Source organism: Aliiglaciecola sp. 2_MG-2023, from assembly GCF_030548145.1.
In the GTDB taxonomy this organism is placed as follows: Bacteria; Pseudomonadota; Gammaproteobacteria; order Enterobacterales; family Alteromonadaceae; genus Aliiglaciecola; species Aliiglaciecola lipolytica_A.
Genome location: NZ_JAUORY010000032.1, coordinates 1 through 17,917 on the forward strand (window position 1 = coordinate 1; position 17,917 = coordinate 17,917).

The 17,917-nt window shown below is 38.9% G+C and carries 14 protein-coding genes and 1 tRNA gene; 7 read left to right on the forward strand and 8 right to left on the reverse strand.

Features of this window, described 5'->3' with window-relative positions; translation table 11 throughout:
* The first annotated feature begins 269 nt into the window (after positions 1 to 269).
* Entirely contained in the window at positions 270 to 722 is a 453-nt protein-coding gene (locus Q4567_RS20680; RefSeq protein WP_216047925.1) for an RNA-binding protein, read from the forward strand.
* A gap of 54 nt (positions 723 to 776) precedes the next feature.
* Here Q4567_RS20680 and Q4567_RS20685 read toward each other — a convergent pair whose 3' ends face one another.
* Positions 777 to 4,766 (reverse strand): ATP-binding protein, encoded by a 3,990-nt coding sequence (locus tag Q4567_RS20685; protein ID WP_303502151.1) that lies wholly within the window; start codon positions 4,764 to 4,766, stop codon positions 777 to 779.
* A 91-nt stretch (positions 4,767 to 4,857) separates the two neighbouring features.
* Here Q4567_RS20685 and Q4567_RS20690 point away from each other — a divergent pair, with 91 nt between their 5' ends.
* Complete coding sequence (locus tag Q4567_RS20690; protein ID WP_216047927.1) at positions 4,858 to 5,049, forward strand: hypothetical protein; 192 nt, start codon at positions 4,858 to 4,860, stop codon at positions 5,047 to 5,049.
* A 358-nt stretch (positions 5,050 to 5,407) separates the two neighbouring features.
* On the forward strand, positions 5,408 to 5,923 hold the full coding sequence (locus Q4567_RS20695) for a PEP-CTERM sorting domain-containing protein (RefSeq protein WP_303502153.1): 516 nt from the start codon (positions 5,408 to 5,410) through the stop codon (positions 5,921 to 5,923).
* A 210-nt stretch (positions 5,924 to 6,133) separates the two neighbouring features.
* On the opposite strand, the gene Q4567_RS20700 is transcribed toward Q4567_RS20695, so the two are convergent.
* From Q4567_RS20700 to purE, 3 genes are all read right to left on the reverse strand, one after another.
* A tRNA-Thr gene (locus tag Q4567_RS20700) sits at positions 6,134 to 6,209 on the reverse strand.
* Between the two features lie 206 nt (positions 6,210 to 6,415).
* The gene (locus Q4567_RS20705; RefSeq protein WP_216047929.1) at positions 6,416 to 7,558 is read right to left on the reverse strand and encodes a 5-(carboxyamino)imidazole ribonucleotide synthase; all 1,143 of its coding nucleotides are present in this window, start codon (positions 7,556 to 7,558) and stop codon (positions 6,416 to 6,418) included.
* Complete coding sequence (gene purE, locus Q4567_RS20710) at positions 7,555 to 8,046, reverse strand: 5-(carboxyamino)imidazole ribonucleotide mutase (protein ID WP_303502155.1); 492 nt, start codon at positions 8,044 to 8,046, stop codon at positions 7,555 to 7,557. Before purE ends, Q4567_RS20705 begins: the two co-directional genes overlap by 4 nt.
* Positions 8,047 to 8,502: 456 nt before the next feature.
* Here purE and nhaA point away from each other — a divergent pair, with 456 nt between their 5' ends.
* Complete coding sequence (gene nhaA / locus Q4567_RS20715; protein WP_216047931.1) at positions 8,503 to 9,657, forward strand: Na+/H+ antiporter NhaA; 1,155 nt, start codon at positions 8,503 to 8,505, stop codon at positions 9,655 to 9,657.
* A gap of 83 nt (positions 9,658 to 9,740) precedes the next feature.
* Here the strand turns inward: nhaA and Q4567_RS20720 are convergent, their stop codons facing one another.
* The 3 genes from Q4567_RS20720 to trxA form a co-directional block, all read right to left on the reverse strand.
* Positions 9,741 to 11,021 (reverse strand): amidohydrolase, encoded by a 1,281-nt coding sequence (locus Q4567_RS20720; protein ID WP_216047932.1) that lies wholly within the window; start codon positions 11,019 to 11,021, stop codon positions 9,741 to 9,743.
* Positions 11,022 to 11,149: 128 nt separating this feature from the next.
* Positions 11,150 to 12,415 (reverse strand): transcription termination factor Rho, encoded by a 1,266-nt coding sequence (gene rho / locus Q4567_RS20725; RefSeq protein ID WP_216047933.1) that lies wholly within the window; start codon positions 12,413 to 12,415, stop codon positions 11,150 to 11,152.
* Between the two features lie 270 nt (positions 12,416 to 12,685).
* On the reverse strand, positions 12,686 to 13,012 hold the full coding sequence (gene trxA / locus Q4567_RS20730; RefSeq protein ID WP_008845982.1) for a thioredoxin TrxA: 327 nt from the start codon (positions 13,010 to 13,012) through the stop codon (positions 12,686 to 12,688).
* A gap of 99 nt (positions 13,013 to 13,111) precedes the next feature.
* Here trxA and rhlB point away from each other — a divergent pair, with 99 nt between their 5' ends.
* Together rhlB and Q4567_RS20740 are read left to right on the forward strand one after the other, a co-directional pair.
* Positions 13,112 to 14,371: an ATP-dependent RNA helicase RhlB gene (rhlB, locus tag Q4567_RS20735; protein ID WP_216047934.1), complete on the forward strand. Its 1,260-nt coding sequence runs from the start codon at positions 13,112 to 13,114 to the stop codon at positions 14,369 to 14,371.
* On the forward strand, positions 14,371 to 15,882 hold the full coding sequence (locus tag Q4567_RS20740; protein ID WP_303502159.1) for a guanosine-5'-triphosphate,3'-diphosphate pyrophosphatase: 1,512 nt from the start codon (positions 14,371 to 14,373) through the stop codon (positions 15,880 to 15,882). The genes rhlB and Q4567_RS20740 overlap by 1 nt, the downstream gene beginning before the upstream one ends.
* A 16-nt stretch (positions 15,883 to 15,898) precedes the next feature.
* Here Q4567_RS20740 and Q4567_RS20745 read toward each other — a convergent pair whose 3' ends face one another.
* Entirely contained in the window at positions 15,899 to 16,744 is an 846-nt protein-coding gene (locus tag Q4567_RS20745) for a co-chaperone YbbN (RefSeq protein WP_216047936.1), read from the reverse strand.
* Positions 16,745 to 16,977: 233 nt separating this feature from the next.
* Between Q4567_RS20745 and Q4567_RS20750 the strand changes: the two genes are divergently transcribed.
* Positions 16,978 to 17,286, forward strand: coding sequence for a DUF962 domain-containing protein (locus tag Q4567_RS20750; protein ID WP_216047937.1), 309 nt, complete (start codon positions 16,978 to 16,980; stop codon positions 17,284 to 17,286).
* Positions 17,287 to 17,917: the final 631 nt, after the last annotated feature.

Genomic DNA, 17,917 nt, shown 5'->3' on the forward strand with positions numbered 1-17,917 from the left:
ATTAAGAAGAGACATTCTTTAAAGTTTGTCCCGAAGCGAGGCGCGCATTCTACAGACCATAATCCGAAGATCAAGGGTTTATTTCAAATTAATGACAAATTCTCGAAAAAACACGACTAAAGCCCAATAAACGGACAATGTTTGAGCGGGTCGAGCAATCTATAAGCAAACAAATTTGGTTATCTGTTTATTTATGCGTAACATGGCAGTGCTTTCTTTTCCTTTTTAAAAGAAATCCTATAACAATAATCATATTAGGTAATTACTACATGAAATCTTTCTCTTTATTAAACACACTATTCGCTATAGCATTTTCAATCATTGCTTACTTCGCACTCCCAGACGATTTTACTTCCGTTCAATTGGCCTTCATTTTCGGCTTACTTTTCGGAGCAATCGCCATTCCTCAATTTTCTAAACTTATTTCTGAATCCAAATCAGTTAAAAGTTCAGCAGAAGACATATCATCAACCACCACTCTTTATGTTGGTAACCTTCCATATAAAGTAGACGAAAATGCAGTATCTGAACATTTTTCAGAATTTGGCACTGTAGCCTCAGTTCGATTAATGAAAGACCGCCGCACTGGAAAGCGCAAAGGATACGGTTTTGTTGAAGTTGCCAGTAGCAGTGCAGACAAAATGATTAAGAAGTTAAACGATACTGATTTTCAGGAACGTACATTGAAAGTACGGTTAGCCAAAGATAAAACTGAAGGTTAAATCGCAGATACAATTAAGATAAATGCAAATGGCGCTTAAAAAGCGCCATTTTTTTTAATCCGCTTTCATTTTTTTGATATAAGCTTTGGGAGACAGCCCAAATTCCTTTTTAAACTTGTTGCTAAAATACGCCGACGATGAAAACCCAACATTAAAGGCAGTTTCAGTTATCTGCTTGCCATTGAGTAAATCGTCTTTAGCTTTAATAAGGCGGTATTTTCTCAGTAGTTCAGTAAAACTAGAATTAGTAAATGCGGTGAGTTTACGATTTAATTGCCTTTCACTTATGGCGAGTTCAATAACTGCTCGACTTCTACTACAACGATTATCTTTATAGTTATCTTCTAACCAGTCAATAAATTTGTCATAAAAGCGCGTATCCCGCTCAGAAGACATGCAATCGCTATTTAATTCGAAAATATCCTTATTTTCAACACCATTGAAATTATATTTTTGTGAGATCTTTCGTCTTATTTCTAGTAAATTTTTCGCCCTAGCCAACAATTCTAAGTTATTAAAAGGTTTCTTGATATATTGATCAATATGGTGTCCCCAGCTCGCCATTCGAGTTTTATCATCGCCTTTGGCAGTCAACATGATGATGGGAATATGGGACGTCAGTTCGTTTTCCCTTATCTTGCCGGCTAGCTCAAAACCATCTGACACTGGCATCATCAGGTCAGTAACAATAATATCCGGTATTATTTCCAATGACTTTTCGAACCCTTCTTGTCCATTTTTAGCAGAATAACAATCGTATTCCTTGCTAAAAATTAAACTTAAATAATTACGCATATCGACTTGGTCTTCCACTATCAGGATTGAAAGCTTCTTAGTAGCTTCATTATTTACACTTGATATAGTGCTATCGATATCGACAACTTCCAATTCAGTTTTGTTATTATCGATTGAAGTAGATACAAACAATTCAGATTCTGTAATAGAAGTAACATTACTTTTTGGAAGGCTAATTATAAATTTTGTACCCTCGCCAATTTGACTTTCGACTTCTATATTGCCCCCATTAGCGTTAACCAGCTCCTTGACCACTGCTAAGCCTAAACCGGATCCATTGGCTTCGGAAGCGTTTTCCAATCGAGTAAATCGGTCAAAAATCAAATCCATGTTTTCAGCTTCTATTCCTAAACCATGATCAGCTATTTCTATTGTGAGAGTACTATCTACGCTTGAAACACAAACAACGACATCACCACCTTCGTTGTTATATTTAAAAGCATTCATTAGTAAATTCGAAAGTATTTTTTCCAAAGAGTCAGCAATGTAAGTACCAGTTCCCTCACACGTATTTTTAAAAATTAATTGCTGTCCTTTACTTAACGAAATTGGTCTAAATGATTCAACGATTATTTGAATAGAGTTATAAAGATCATAGTGAACCTTATCATCCAACCTACTCGAATCTATTTTCGATAATTCAAGTACTTGGTCGACTAGATTAGTTAGTCGAAATGCATTAAGCCTCAATATATCTAAAAACCTTTTTGATTTTTCGTCTGTAATAGACTTCGCAAGTTGTTCAATAGGGCCAGAAATTAAAGCAAGTGGTGTCCTAAACTCATGAGATGCATTTGCATACAATAATTCTTTATGGTGCAACGCATCACCTAACCTCCGTTTACTTGTAGCCAATTCCTTTGTTTGTATTAGAACAGAGGACTCTAACCTTTCATTGAGGGACTTAAGCTGAAAAGTTCGATATTTAGAAAAACCAATTAAAGCAAGAATACACGCAATAATATAGACAGTGTAAGCCTGCCAGGTCTGCCAATAAGGAGGTCGAACCTTAATCTTTAATGAATTTACGGGTTGTATACTTGCACTTTTGGGATCCACGACACGGACTTCAAATAAATAGTCTCCGCTTGGCAATGTTGAGTAAGTGGCTGATGCATTTTTCGTAGAAGCGTCAACCCAACTATTATTCAAACCAACTAACCTATATTGAAATTTCAATACATCACGATCTACAAAGTTATTCGCGGCGAAGCTTAATTCGAATAAAAATTCATCATAAGAAATCACCATTGGTGTATTATTCTCAACAGATTTAATCAAATCTAGCTTTTTTGAGACCATGCCTTGTTCGTCCCTAAGCAACACCATGAGATCAACAAATACTGTTTGGTTAACTTTTTTGAGGCGCTTATCGAGAAATCGATTGGCCAAACGAGTATTTACTATATAATTTTCTCTATCTCCGGCAATCAGTATTTGATCATCTGTCAAATTTATTGAAGCAGTTATTTCAAAGTCGACATCTTTAATACCGTCTTCTTTACCGAGTTTAATTGAGGTCTTATTAACGTGGTCATATCTAACCAATCCCTGATTGGTCATTACCCAGAAATACCCCTCCGAATCCTGCACAAGCTCTCTTATATGTCTAGAATTCGCAGTATAAACAGTATCAATATATTTTAAATCTCCGGAATTTTCATCTAAATAAGCTAGCCCAGCCCCATCGGTACAAAGCCAAATAACCCCTTTATTGTCTTCCAATAAACAATTGTTAATATATGCTAATTTTTTATCAACAATAAGATTTTCTACATCTATTTGTTCAAGTTCGCTAAGGCTCTTAACTCCATAAAACCTTAGCGCTACAATTATTTGACCATCAGTTTTTTTTAGCAAAATATCAGGATTAACACTTTTAACTAATTGCTTATAGTTTCCATACTTATCAATTCTATAAATACCCGGGGATTTTCCACCTATCACGCCAAATAGAGAGTAACTTTCTGAGTAAGACAAAATAGAAGTGATTTCCCCCCCTTTTAAATCTATATTGAAGTACTTAATTTCATAATCTCCGCCTTGCTTAAAACCAACCTCCGCTAACCCTAATTTATCTGAGAATATTAAATATGCATTTCCAGACAGCTTTCTAATTGAGCTTACAAAGCCAATATCTTCTGTAAGCTCTTTTATTACGAAAGTATCCAAATCGAATTCTTGCAGACGATTATTAAAAGATAGCATTAGCTTTTCGCCATCGAAGAAACTCTCTTCAATCGAGCCTGAACTACTTTTAGATAAATTCAAATATGCAATCGAATTATTTATTGAATTGAATGTGGTGATACCAAAAAGAGGACTAGAAAAAACAAAAGTGTCATCATCAAAAACACTAACATCATAAACGTCACCAAAATCGACCCCTCCCATTTCATCAAAAATTTTAACTGTTTCTGGCTGTTTATTATTCATAAACTCTATTCTTTTAAATCCATTTTGATAAATCCAAAGATCTTGATTTCCAAACTTAAAAATTTGAGTGACGTCCTCATCAATACTGTCAGTTAGTAAAAAGCCAACTTGATTATTTTTTCTATCAATTGAAAGTAGTCCTTTGTTTGTCCCAACAAGCAAGGTATTTGAATCTAAAACAAAAACAGTGTGAAACTCTAAAATATTCTCAAATTTATCGGGGGAAATAAGCTCCAAGATCTCCCCGTTATTTGAACTGATTAACTTATTGTATTCATCAATCGCATAAATAGTATTTTCAGCAATCTCGAAAAACGTAATATCTCTCGTATCAGCAATAGATGAATCTAATTCTAATTTATACTTTCCTGTTGCAATTGAATAACTATATATTTCTCCGCCACAACTGAAATAAATAACTTCATCGATACCTTTGATATCGCGGCAAAATAGGGACACTTTTTCTTTAATATTGAAATCGACTTTATAAAACTCATCGGCTTCTAAAAAATAAATACCTTTCCCAAAGGTTGCAATCCAAATTCCCCCTTGAATATCTTCGTATATGGATTCAACATCATATTCAAACAGAGAATGATCTTTTTCCCCATAACGTAAAACATAAGAGCCAGTAATTGCAAAGATTCCATTTTCTCCCCCTAACCATAAAGAAGACTTCCCTTTAAAGAGCGAGTGAGTAGCACCTAAAGGACTATCTTCAAGTGTCTTTTTCGACTCAAAAGAATATGAGTTAACACAATAAATAAAAGCTAAAATTGACAGTACATTTCTAAGTTTTTGTCCCAAAAACACAACTATTTGTCCCACATTTAAATGTTAATATTTATGAATCTTTACATAATTAATATGGTACAAAAAATGTACTCTAACAAGTGAGAATATAATGAACTGCAAATTAAACTTAAAAACAATGCAAGAAATTGGCGATGACTACCTCACAGAAATTCAAGGTGGAAGCGACTTGCAATATGCCAATTTTGAATTTAGAAATGTATCAGGAAGAGAATTACACCCTATGGATCCTGCCAAAAAAGGGAAAAAACTTAACCCACCATCAGATATAGGCAACCCATAATGTTGTATATTTCAAAAAAACATATAATTACTCAAATCAAGTAAATACTTAATAAACCGGCAGCAACTTATTAAAATGAGTTGCTACCGGTTTACTATATTGACGCTCGGTATAAGTCACATCCTAACTATCCAATAACGTCCAGTTCTTTTACAAAAACCCCCTCCCACCACCTGTACAAAAAACAAACACATTGAAAACATTGGTGATTTTCACTTTGGTTTAATTATTGCTCTTGTAAATTATTGCATTTGTTAGTTATTACATTTGCGATGCTGGGCTTAGCAGTTAATACAAAACAAATCATTAAAGGAAGAAGACGGTGATAGGTAAAATAAAAATAAAGGTAATACAATTGATGTTAGTAACGCTGGCATGTTGTTCAACGCCAGCGATTTCAAGTTTGGTTTATTCAGACACAAATGCCACTGGAGACTTTTGGGCTCGTCCAGTTGGAGACGGCCCAAGTATTTCAACACTTGGGCCGGTTCAATATCATGTACAAAGTTTTTATACTGCTGGTTCGGGAGAATTCAATTTTAGCAGTGTCCAGGATTATGATGGTTATTTGCATCTATACGAATTTGATTTCTCGCCAAGCGATCAATTAGTCAATTTGTTAGCCGGTGATGATGATGGTGCAGGCGGTATAGGCACCTCAGAATTTAGTTTCAATTTAGTGGGTTTTCAGCAATATTATTTGGTGACAAGCGCGTTCGCAGCCGGAGATATTGGCAGCTTTACCAATACCGTAAGCGCAGATGATAGTGATATTGCGGTATTCGCTGGAATGGTTTCTGTGCCCGAGCCATCTACATTCGCTATTTTTTCCCTAGGTTTGGTGGGGTTAGCATCACGTCGTTTTAAGAAATAAACAAACGATAACGTCCAGCGAGTTTTGAATCAGCACCTTTGATTTCATCGGTGCTTTTTTGTGTCTATTTTTTGTGTTTGTTTTTGGAATGAGTCTTACTTGGAAGTGATATCTACGCGCCATTTTTCGATTGCTGTCTAAATAAGCCAACGTCTGGACTACAGAACGTCTGGGAATTTAGCAGATAGATAAAAAGGCATAAAGAGAAAATGGTGCCGACTGCCGGAGTCGAACTGGCGACCTACTGATTACAAGTCAGTTGCTCTACCAACTGAGCTAAGTCGGCACACTAAGGTGACGGCTTTTGATTTACTGTTGTAAGTCGTTCTACAGCAGTGACAAGGTTGGTAAATCTTGTCTCAAAAGCGAGGCGCTATTTTAATCGCAGATTGAATCTTGTCAACAGTTGTTTCTCTACTTATTGGGTTTTATTGCAAGTTTTCATCTAAGCGCCTGATTTTTCATCGCAGTGGTTAAGTTATCAGCACCCCATTAATCTATTTTTGCTAGTTTATCTGCTTCATTTAACAATTTAGGGAAATGTTCGACTGGAACGTATTTGGCCAACGTAGTCATCAGTTCAGCCAAGTCGGCATAACTGTCACCGGTTAAATTAATATGTCCCATCTTACGTTTTGCTCTGACGCTTTTACCATACAGATGCAAGTGGCAGTGATCGAGACTGAGTAAATCAATAGAATAGTCATCGCAACCAATAATATTGATCATCGCACTTTTGCCGTGAGCTTGGGTATTACCTAATGGCAATCCCGAAATGGCGCGCATGTGATTTTCAAATTGGCTGCAATCAGTGCCTTGCATACTCCAATGACCAGAGTTATGCACCCGAGGCGCTATTTCATTAACCAATAATTGATTGCCTACTTGGAAAAACTCTACGGCTAACACACCAACGTAATCAAATTCATCAACTAATTTTGTAAACGCGGTTTGCGCCTGCGCAGTTAGTTGACTATCAATATCTGGCGCGGGGGCAACCGATACATGGAGCTGACCTTGATGATGCAGATTTTCAGCCAGGGGGTAGAACTTAATGTCACCGTGTAATCCGCGAACACCAACTAACGACAACTCGCGGTCAAATGGCACCATTTGCTCGGCAATTAAAGGCACCTGCTCTAAATCTAAATCGGCTAATTGTTGCTTCAATGCAGGTAAATCTTGGTTACTAGATAAACGCCATTGACCGTAGCCGTCGTAGCCATCACGACTGGCTTTGATAATCAGTTTTTCGCCTAATTGGGCTACCGCATCATCGAGTTGTTCGATGTCAGTAATAATGAGGTGTTTACTGTTGTTGATCTGTAATTTCTCGAGTACGTTTTTTTCACGCACGCGATCCGCACCGGTCAAAATAGCTTGCATGCTTGGGTACAGTTTTCCGCTGCTTTGCGCCTGTTCCAGCAAATCTTCCGGTACATGTTCAAACTCAACCGACAATGCATCGGCCATATCGATAGCTTGTTCAATACTGATATCGAGTTTTATTTTACTAATGGGATCAACCACAGTGTGATTGGCAACATCCACCGCGTAGACTTTGAATCCCAAAGGCACGGCAGATAGGTACATCATTTGTGCTAGTTGCCCTGATCCATAGATCAGTACGTTCATTCAGGTAACTCCAGTTCATCTAAAGCAAGTACAGTATCGGTTTGCTGTTTTCGAAACGCAATAACGGCTTCAGCCACTTTCTTATCGTGTAGCGCAATAACTTGCGCGGCTAGCAAACCTGCATTAGCTGCACCCGCTTCGCCAATCGCTAAAGTACCAACAGCCACACCTTTAGGCATTTGCACTATTGAATATAGTGAATCAACACCACTTAACTGACTGGAGCGAACAGGTACACCAAAAACTGGAATATGTGTATGCGCAGCAATCATGCCCGGCAGGTGAGCCGCGCCACCCGCTCCGCCAATAATGACATGGTAATCGTTATCAGCAGCAGTTTTAGCAAATTCAGTTAGTAAGTCTGGCGTTCTGTGTGCGGAAACCACTTTTGCATCAAAGTCCACACCAAGGTTTTTCAACATAATTGCAGCTTGCTGCATGGTTGGCCAATCTGATTTTGAACCCATTACTATTGCCACTTTAGGCATATCTGCTCCTAAATTTTTAGGTCTGAGAACCAACTGAATGTCGGTAATAAGTTTAGAGGATAAATATTTTAGTCAAATAGTAAAAATGATAGTTAAAAAGCAAACTCTCGTTAGCCCCTACTCCACCTTCGCTTAAATAAAATATACGTAAACCTAGAACAGGAATACTACCCTCAATAATTGAGGCGGCAGATTGTAGCCTAATTTTCGCCCAAGCCCAAATCTTGCTAATACGAAATTAAACATTAAATGCCCAAAGGGAGGATTTTATGTAGGTTATTCAAAAATAACTGGGCTTTTTTATACATTATCTACGTAATAAACAGGGGATTAGCTATTATATGTAGTGATTAACGTTAACATGGCATGGATTTGATAAAAGTAGCAATTAACTACGCATTCTATGCATCCACAAGCTAACCTTAAGGTTGTAATGTAGTTTAAAAGGAGTGATTAATGTTAGACAGGTTTTTAAAGAAAGAATCCGCCGGCGGTATCCTATTAATGTGCTCAGCTGTGCTTGCATTGCTTGTAGCCAACTCTCCTTTTTCAATCATTTACGATTTACTCATCGAAATGCCAGTAGTTATTCAAATTGGCGCGCTGGAAATTAATAAACCATTACTTTTATGGATTAATGATGGGTTGATGGCCGTATTCTTTTTTATGGTGGGCTTGGAACTCAAACGGGAAATACTAGAGGGTGGTTTATCCAATCCTGCGAATATAGTGTTACCGGCCAGTGGCGCAATTGGCGGCATGCTTGTACCTGCAGGCATTTATGCATTTTTCACTTGGGGAAACCCGGTGGCGCTAGCAGGTTGGGCGATACCTGCGGCTACCGATATTGCGTTTGCGATGGGTATTTTAGCGCTGCTTGGAAGTCGCGTCCCCACCAGCTTAAAAATATTTTTAGTGACCTTAGCAATCATCGACGACATTGGTGCCATCTTAATCATTGCCGTGTTTTACAGTGACAATATTTCTACTTGGCCATTAATTGTAGCGGCTTTGTGTTTAGTCATTTTGACCAGCATGAACCGTAAAAATGTCCAACAGATCCCCTCCTACATTTTAATTGGCGTGGTATTGTGGGTTGCTATGCTCAAATCCGGTGTTCATGCTACCTTAGCGGGTGTGTTATTAGCGTTCTTTATTCCTATGCGGGACAACAATAATCCCAACCTATCACCTGTAAAAACCTTAGAGCACAGTCTGCTTCCGGCGGTCAATTTTGTCATACTGCCAGTTTTTGCCTTTGCTAACTCGGGGATCAATATTGCCAGTATCAGCGTGGACTCAGTATTACACCCCGTCACCTTTGGCATATTCTTAGGGCTGTTTGTAGGCAAACAGGTGGGGGTATTTGGATTTAGTTGGTTGGTGATAAAATTAGGCTTGGCTAAACTGCCTGCGGATCAAAACTTTACGCAATTGTATGGCTGCGCGATTTTATGTGGTGTAGGTTTTACCATGAGTTTATTTATCGGCTCGTTAGCCTTCGAACAAACCGGCAACAATGCATTTTTTGATGAGCGACTCGGCATATTATTAGGCTCAATAGTGTCAGCGGTGACTGGTTATCTGGTGCTGAAAAAAGCAATTAAATAGTTTTAGAAACCGGTAATAAGATTAAAGCAAAACGGCATCTAAATAGATGCCGTTTTTTTAGTTAACTATCTGTGGTATCGAGACTAATTTTGTTTCATGTAGTCGATTGTCATATTAGTTAATAGACGAACGCCTAATTTCATTCCCTCGTCATCCACATAAAAATCAGGAGTGTGGTGAGCAGGCGCATCTTTAGGGTCAACGTCTAAAGGTTTTCCACCAACCCATAAGTACAACCCTGGGATCTGTTCTTGGAAGAACGAGAAATCTTCTGCGCCTGTTACCGGTTTACTGTAAATCACTTTATCTTCGCCAGCGGTCTTAATAAGAGTTGGCAGCATAGTCGATGTCAAGTCATGATCATTAAAGGTAATTGGATAAGAATAGTCTAATGGAAGCGTTAGCTCAGCTTCAGCACGCATACTATCGGCGATGCCTTTAACCTTTCTTGGCATGGCTTCATACATGAGGTCACGGGCTTTTTTGTTTAAGGTGCGAATAGTGCCCACCAGCTCAACTTCGTTAGGAATGATATTAGAGCGCACTCCACCATTAATTGCGCCAAAGGTTACCACGGCAGCATCGTCTAAAAGTTGAACTTCACGACTGACGATGGTTTGAATACTCATAATCATTTGTGCAGCCGTGACAATAGGATCAACACTCATCCATGGGTAAGCGCCATGTGCTTGCTTGCCTTTTATAACAATTTTGAAAGGGTCTACCGCCGCCATTACGCCACCTTCGCGATACAAAACAGTATTTACATCGGCAAGTGAGCTAATGTGTAGTCCAAATATAGCGTCCACATCTGGGTTTTTAAGAACGCCTTCTTTCACCATTAATTCAGCGCCACCTTCTTCTCCGCTAGGTGCTCCCTCTTCAGCTGGTTGAAAAATAAATTTCACTTTTCCACGCAGCTCGTCTTTCATTCCCACTAGAATTTCAGCCGCTCCCATCAGCATTGCAATGTGCGTATCATGTCCACAGGCATGCATCACAGGTACATCTTTACCATTGTATTCGCCCCTGGCTTTAGATTTCCAAGGTAAATCATTATTTTCTGGAACCGGTAAACCATCAATATCAGCTCGTAAGCCAACCACAGGTCCGGGCTTGCCACTATCTAAAATTGCCACCACGCCGGTCACCGCCACACCAGTTTGAACTTCCAGCCCTAGTGACTTTAAGTGTTTAGCAATGTATTCAGCAGTTTTAACTTCACGATTTGATAGCTCAGGATTTTCATGTAAATGATGACGCCATTGAATAACTTTGGCTTCAATTTTATCCGCCATTAGATCGACAGTGTCAGCAAAACATAAGGTAGGTAAAAGTGACAATGTGAGGAGTAGCTTGTTCATAATTCCCTTCTTTTTAGTTATTTTTATTAGCGTACGAGACTTTTTATATCACAATTTGCAGTACAAATAAAAAATCCACTGGAGCACAAACTACAGTGGATTTTTAGATCTTAAAAAATTAGGTATTGTTAGCTTTTTTGACGTTTCATCGCATCAAAAAATTCTTCATTGGTTTTAGTCATGGCTAATCTACCAATTAAGAATTCGATAGCGTCAATCTCAGACATTTCGTGGACTATCTTACGTAAGATCCACATTTTCTGTAATTCTTCTTGAGTGGTAAGCAATTCTTCACGACGAGTACCAGAACGATTGAAATCGATAGCTGGGAACACACGTTTTTCAGCAATTTTACGGTTAAGGTGCAGTTCCATATTACCTGTACCTTTAAATTCTTCGTAAATGACTTCGTCCATCTTCGAACCAGTGTCGATCAATGCTGTTGCAATAATGGTCAAGCTACCGCCTTCTTCCACATTACGTGCAGCACCAAAGAAACGCTTTGGTTTGTGCAAGGCGTTAGCATCAACACCACCGGTTAGTACTTTACCTGATGAAGGTATAACGGTGTTGTAAGCACGCGCTAAACGAGTAATAGAGTCGAGTAGTATTACCACGTCTTTTTTATGTTCAACTAAACGCTTGGCTTTCTCAATGACCATCTCAGCAACCTGAACGTGGCGACTCGCTGGCTCGTCAAACGTAGAGGCAACAACCTCACCTTGCACCAAACGTTGCATTTCAGTTACTTCTTCTGGACGCTCATCGATCAACAATACCATTAATTCGCATTCTGGATGATTAGCTGCAATTGATTGCGCAATATTCTGCAGCAATAATGTTTTACCGGCTTTAGGCGGAGCAACAATCAAACCACGTTGACCAGCACCAATGGGTGAAGCCAAATCTAAAATTCTTGCAGTCAAATCCTCTGTACTACCATTCCCACGTTGCAACGTAAAACGTCGATTAGCGTGTAACGGTGTTAAGTTTTCAAAAAGGATTTTGTTGCGGGAGTTTTCTGGTTTGTCGAAATTAACTTGATTGATTTTCAGTAGTGCAAAATATCTTTCGCTGTCTTTAGGTGGACGTATTTTTCCAGCGATGGTGTCTCCGGTTCGCAAGTTAAACCGGCGAATTTGGCTGGGAGATACATAAATATCATCCGGACCGGCCAAATATGAAGAATCTGATGACCGTAAAAATCCAAAACCATCTTGGAGTATTTCGAGTACGCCATCTCCGAAAATATCTTCGCCGCTTTTTGCGTGCGCTTTCAGTATGGCAAATATAATGTCTTGTTTGCGAGCCCGAGCCATATTATCTAGGCCCATCTTTTCGGCTAATGCTACAAGTTCGCTGATCGGTTTATTCTTTAATTCTGTTAAATTCATATTGGTGGGTCTTTGTGATTTGAAATGTGCTAAAAGGCACCCTGTTTTATTAGTTTCAGGTTTTTTGGCTAATTAAATTCGTTTTACTCTATGGATTGAGCGCGAAATTTGGTGAGTTCAAGATATGAACAATCGAAAGTTAGCACCAATTAGTTGTTCCGTCCAGCGAAAAACGATGATTAATGCAAAGAATGTTTATTTTTCGTTAAAAATACAAAAAATACGCAGAAAAACCAAATTTAAGTGAGTCGTTCTGCGCATTAATTGAGTTTAGATATTGTCGTTCAAAAACTCAGCTAACTGGGTTTTTGACAATGCACCTACTTTGGTAGCAGCGACATTTCCGTCCTTAAACAATAGCAAAGTGGGTATACCACGGATGCCATACTTTGGCGGAGTTTCATTATTTTCATCGACATTCAACTTGCCAACTGTTAACTTGCCGTCGAACTCGCCAGCAACTTCTTCTAGAATTGGCGCAATCATTTTACATGGGCCGCACCATTCCGCCCAGAAATCAACTAGGACAGGACCAGCAGCATTGATAACATCGGCCTCGAAACTATCGTCAGATAACTGGATAATTTTGTCGCTCATACTTTTCTCCGTAATTGGTCTCTCGCTGAGATAGTTCAGCGCATAATGAGAGTTTTATAGAAACTGGTTTTTAATGCAAGCACTGATAAGCTATAAGCTATGCAAACTACACATTTAACTGAAACACATTTTTCTGATCTGCCCATCCATGAGGATGTTTTAAAGGCATTAACAGAAGCAAACTTTATCCACTGCACGCCAATACAGGCGTTAAGTCTGCCGCACCTTTTGGAAGGGCAAGACATTGCAGGTCAAGCTCAAACAGGAACAGGAAAAACTATTGCTTTTCTTGTTGCCACATTTCATCGATTACTGACTCATCCAAATGAATCAGGTAAGCAACCTAAAGCTATTATAATGGCACCTACTCGAGAATTGGCAGTACAAATTTACAATGACGCCGAATTATTGAGTAAACACACCGGATTATCGCTTGGTTTGATATATGGGGGTGAAGGTTACCAAAGTCAACGGGAATCTTTGCAATCAGGTGTAGATATTATTATTGGCACCACTGGCCGTATAATCGATTATTACAAACAAAATGTTTTTTCCTTGGAAAATATTCAAGTTGCTGTGCTAGACGAAGCAGATCGCATGTTCGATTTAGGCTTCATTAAAGACATTCGATATATGTTCAGACGCATGCCCGATGCAACCAAACGTTTAAGCATGTTATTTTCTGCCACTTTGTCTTATCGAGTTCAAGAACTTGCTTACGAGCATATGAACAACCCCACACATGTGAAGGTTGAACACGACAAACAAACAGCCAGCCGTATCCAAGAAGAGTTATTTTATCCTTCTGATGAAGATAAAATGCTGCTACTTCTGACCTTGCTAGAAGACGAATGGCCTGAAAAAGCGATTGTTTTTGCTAACACCAAACATACCTGTGAGAAACTCAGTGATTGGTTGGAAGCCGATGGTCATCGTGTAGGCTTGTTAAGTGGTGATGTTCCACAACGTAAACGTTTAAAAATACTAGAAGATTTTAGTAAAGATAAACTGGATATTCTGGTTGCCACCGATGTAGCTGCTCGTGGTTTACATATCGAAAAAGTGACCCACGTTTTCAACTATGACCTACCCGATGATGCGGAAGATTACGTTCACCGCATTGGACGAACTGGTCGCGCTGGCAAAAGTGGACATGCAATTAGCTTCGCTTGTGAAAAATATGCGTTGAATTTACCTGCAATTGAAAGCTATATTAGCCGTCCTATTCCAGTAAGTAATTATGACCAAGAATCGCTACTTGAAGATATAACACCACCTAAACCGCAGTACAAAAAGCGACAACAAAGTGGTAAAACGTATCAGAAGCGACCGAATAACCGCAATCAGAAAAGGCGTTAATGGAAAATCAGCCAATTACATCGGTAACCAATGAAGACCAACTGTATGCCGCAGTTGATCTCGGTTCCAACAGTTTTCATTTAGTTATCGTTAGGGTCGTTTCCGGCTCGGTTCAAATTATTGGCAAAGTAAAACAAAAAGTAAGATTAGCCGCTGGCTTAAATGACGGCATGATGCTTGACCAAGTCAGCATGGAGCGAGGCTGGCGTTGCTTGGAAACCTTTGCCGAACGCCTGCAAGACATCCCCTTATCGAACATCAAAGTAGTTGGCACCGCCACCTTACGTTTAGCCAAAAATGCCAATGTATTCATCGAAAAAGCGCAACAAATTCTAAATCAAAAACTCGAAGTTATCAGTGGCGAAGAAGAAGCGCGCCAAATCTATTTGGGCGTAGCCTATACATCCGCGAACCAAGGAAATACCTTAGTCATTGATATTGGTGGAGCCAGTACCGAGGTTATCATTGGCAATGACATGCAGCCCATCAACCTGGTTAGCTTAAACATGGGTTGCGTGACATTTAAAGAACGATATTTTATCGATGGGGTTATATCTGAACAGAACATGCACAACGCCATTGAAGAAGCCAAACAAAAATTATTGCCTGTTATAGATGATTTTATTTGTTTCGATTGGCAGCAATGCCTTGGCGCTTCAGGAACTCCCCAAGCCGTTGTTGAGATCCTCGTCGAACAAGGTATTAGTGATGCCATCCGCTTAGATTATTTGCATAACTTGGTACAGCAATGCATTGATTGTGGCAATTTAGATAATTTAGATATTGAAGGCCTTACAGAGGCAAGACGAGCCATATTCCCGAGTGGTTTGTGTATTTTAGTCGCATTATTTGAACAACTTAAAATCCAAGAAATGCAAATCTCAGGTGGCGCTCTCAGGGAAGGTTTGATTTATGGGATGCTTGAGAATTGCGAAAAAAATGACCGCCGCAGTCATTCAATTAACGATGCCATTAAAACCTATCATATTGATGAACAACAAGCACAAAGAGTGTGTAATGTTGCGGTCAACTTTTATAAACAATTGTGTTCACAATCTAATATTTGTAATTTTGATGCATTAGCCGTTATTGAAGCTGCATCGTTATTGCACGAAATTGGTTTGCATATTGAATATAAACAATACCATATCCATGGTGCTTATATTCTTAGCCATATTAACCTTAACGGCTACTCGCAAATGCAACGTAAGAGTATTCGAGATTTAGTACTGAGTCATCGAGCAGAACTAGATTTGAATAAGTTCTCCCAATATCACCCTGATATGCAACCTTTGCTATATGGATTGGTTCGCATCTTAAGGTTGTCGTGTTTACTTTCGATTCGCAGAAAAGATGACTTGTTGCCGGAAATTAAGTTACAAATTGATGAGCAACATTGGCACTTAACTTTTCCAGAGGGTTGGCTCAGAGCTCACCCTCTGATAGATGTAGAACTGGCGAATGAAAAGTGGCTACAGCACAAAGCCGGATTACCACTTTCCTTCCGTTAGTTGGATTGAATCGACTCTAATACAATAAACTGTACATTGTGCGACGAGACTTAGACTTCAATGGATCGCCATCAGGCATCGCATTAATCATATCCAAAGTATATTTGCGTGCATCCCCAAAACTTAAGTCCTTTTTAAGCACTGCGAAAAGTAATTCTAATGCTTCTTCAGGTTTATTGGCTTGATGCAATTGCACAGCTAATTCAACTTTCAGTTCTAAATTATCTGGCTGTTGTTCCAACTGAGCTTGCAGTTGTTTTATTTCCGGCGACTCGGATGCTTTTTCAACTAACTCTACTTTGCCAACAATACTGTGGTAATAACCATTTTGATCGACTAAAAGAATGTTATCTAACAACAGTTGAGCCTGTTTGGTGTTGCCTAACTCCACATAACAATCGGCTAACACTAGGGCTATATCGGCCCTTTCAGACGCCAAATCATGGGCTTGCTTCGCGATAGTAAAAGCTTGTTGATAATCGCCTTGGTTAACTAAAGCGACGGCTTTTTCATACAAACCATCTTCAGCATTAGGCAAATGTTTTTCTAACAATTCCTGAATTTGCTCTTCCATCATAGGGCCCGCAAATCCGTCAACCGGTTGACCGTCTTTAACTAGAATAACAGTGGGTAAACTTTGAATCCCAAACTGTTGTGCAATTTGCTGCTCTTGTTCGCAATTTACATTGGCATAAATCAAATGCTCGGCATGCTGACTAGCAAGCTTTTCCAAAATGGGTGTGAGTTGTTCACACATTTCCAAATTCGGTGCCCAGAAATTCACCAGCACATGCTTTTCTTTAGACTCTTCGATTATGACTTGTTGAAAATTTTCTATATTCAGGTTTACAAAATTCTGCATTTTTAGCTCTTTCTATTTTTTAGTTTCATAAACTGAAACGCACTGATTGAATACTATCGGTTTAAAGTGGGGGCATTGATTTTAAAAAGCAACCTAGCGATATAAATAGTGCCCAAAAATAGTGCGTTGTTGCTAATCACCTTGCACGACAATGTCAATTAAGCGACATTATATTAAATTTGTATGTGCTAGTGTTCTGAGCATCAACAACGTGATAGCGAAAGGTAAAGATAATGGCAGATAAAGAATACAAAAGTTTTTCTCAATTTTATCCGTTTTACTTGCGGGAACATCAGAACCCAGTCTGTCGCAGACTGCACTTTGTAGGATCCTTTTTAATCTTGCTTACACTGGCCTTTATATTTACCACTGGGCAATGGCGTTATCTTCTAGTATTGCCGGTTTTAGGCTATGGGTTTGCATGGGTTGGACACTTTTTCTTTGAACATAATCGGCCAGCGACATTTACTTACCCCCTTTATAGTTTTTTAGGCGATTGGGTAATGTTTAAAGACATGCTGGTTGGCAAAATAAAATTTTAAAGTGTAAACGCTAACAATCAACAACCGCAAAAACCCACGCATTTGTATAATTGGTGCACGCAAACTTAGCCGCAATCGCCAAGCCGTAACTAAAACTATCCCTCAATTTAATTAAAATCTTAGTGGCTGACACAGCGCTATGATTTTTATGTCCCAAATTTACTAGTTTTTGTCCCATTACTGCAAGACCTATCATTTTTCCTATTGAAATATAAGACATTCTTATTTTTTGTCCCATTTGTGTATTTTTTCGTCCCAAAATTCCAACGCATTTATTTCATTCTTTTTTATTCTTAAATCGTCATTACGGAAAATGACATTGACACAAACGGAATGAGTCAAAAACGGACTAACGAAGGATCGTTAAAGCAAGGAACGCCAAGCGCGAAATCCGATTGAAGCTAGGAAGGCTTACAGTCAGATCAGCAAGGAGGCATCAAGGAAGAAGGTTGTAAAACCAAAGATGGTAAGGAAACCAAGGCAAGAAAGCACTATGTAGACATTTAAACAGAGAAGTTAATTCTGTGTTGTCCGAGATGATAACTATCACGCTTCAGGCATCGTCAGCATGTATTTTTTGCAACAAGGAGCGGTAAATCCAAGGATGGATATTTCCTACGCAAGTGGTAAT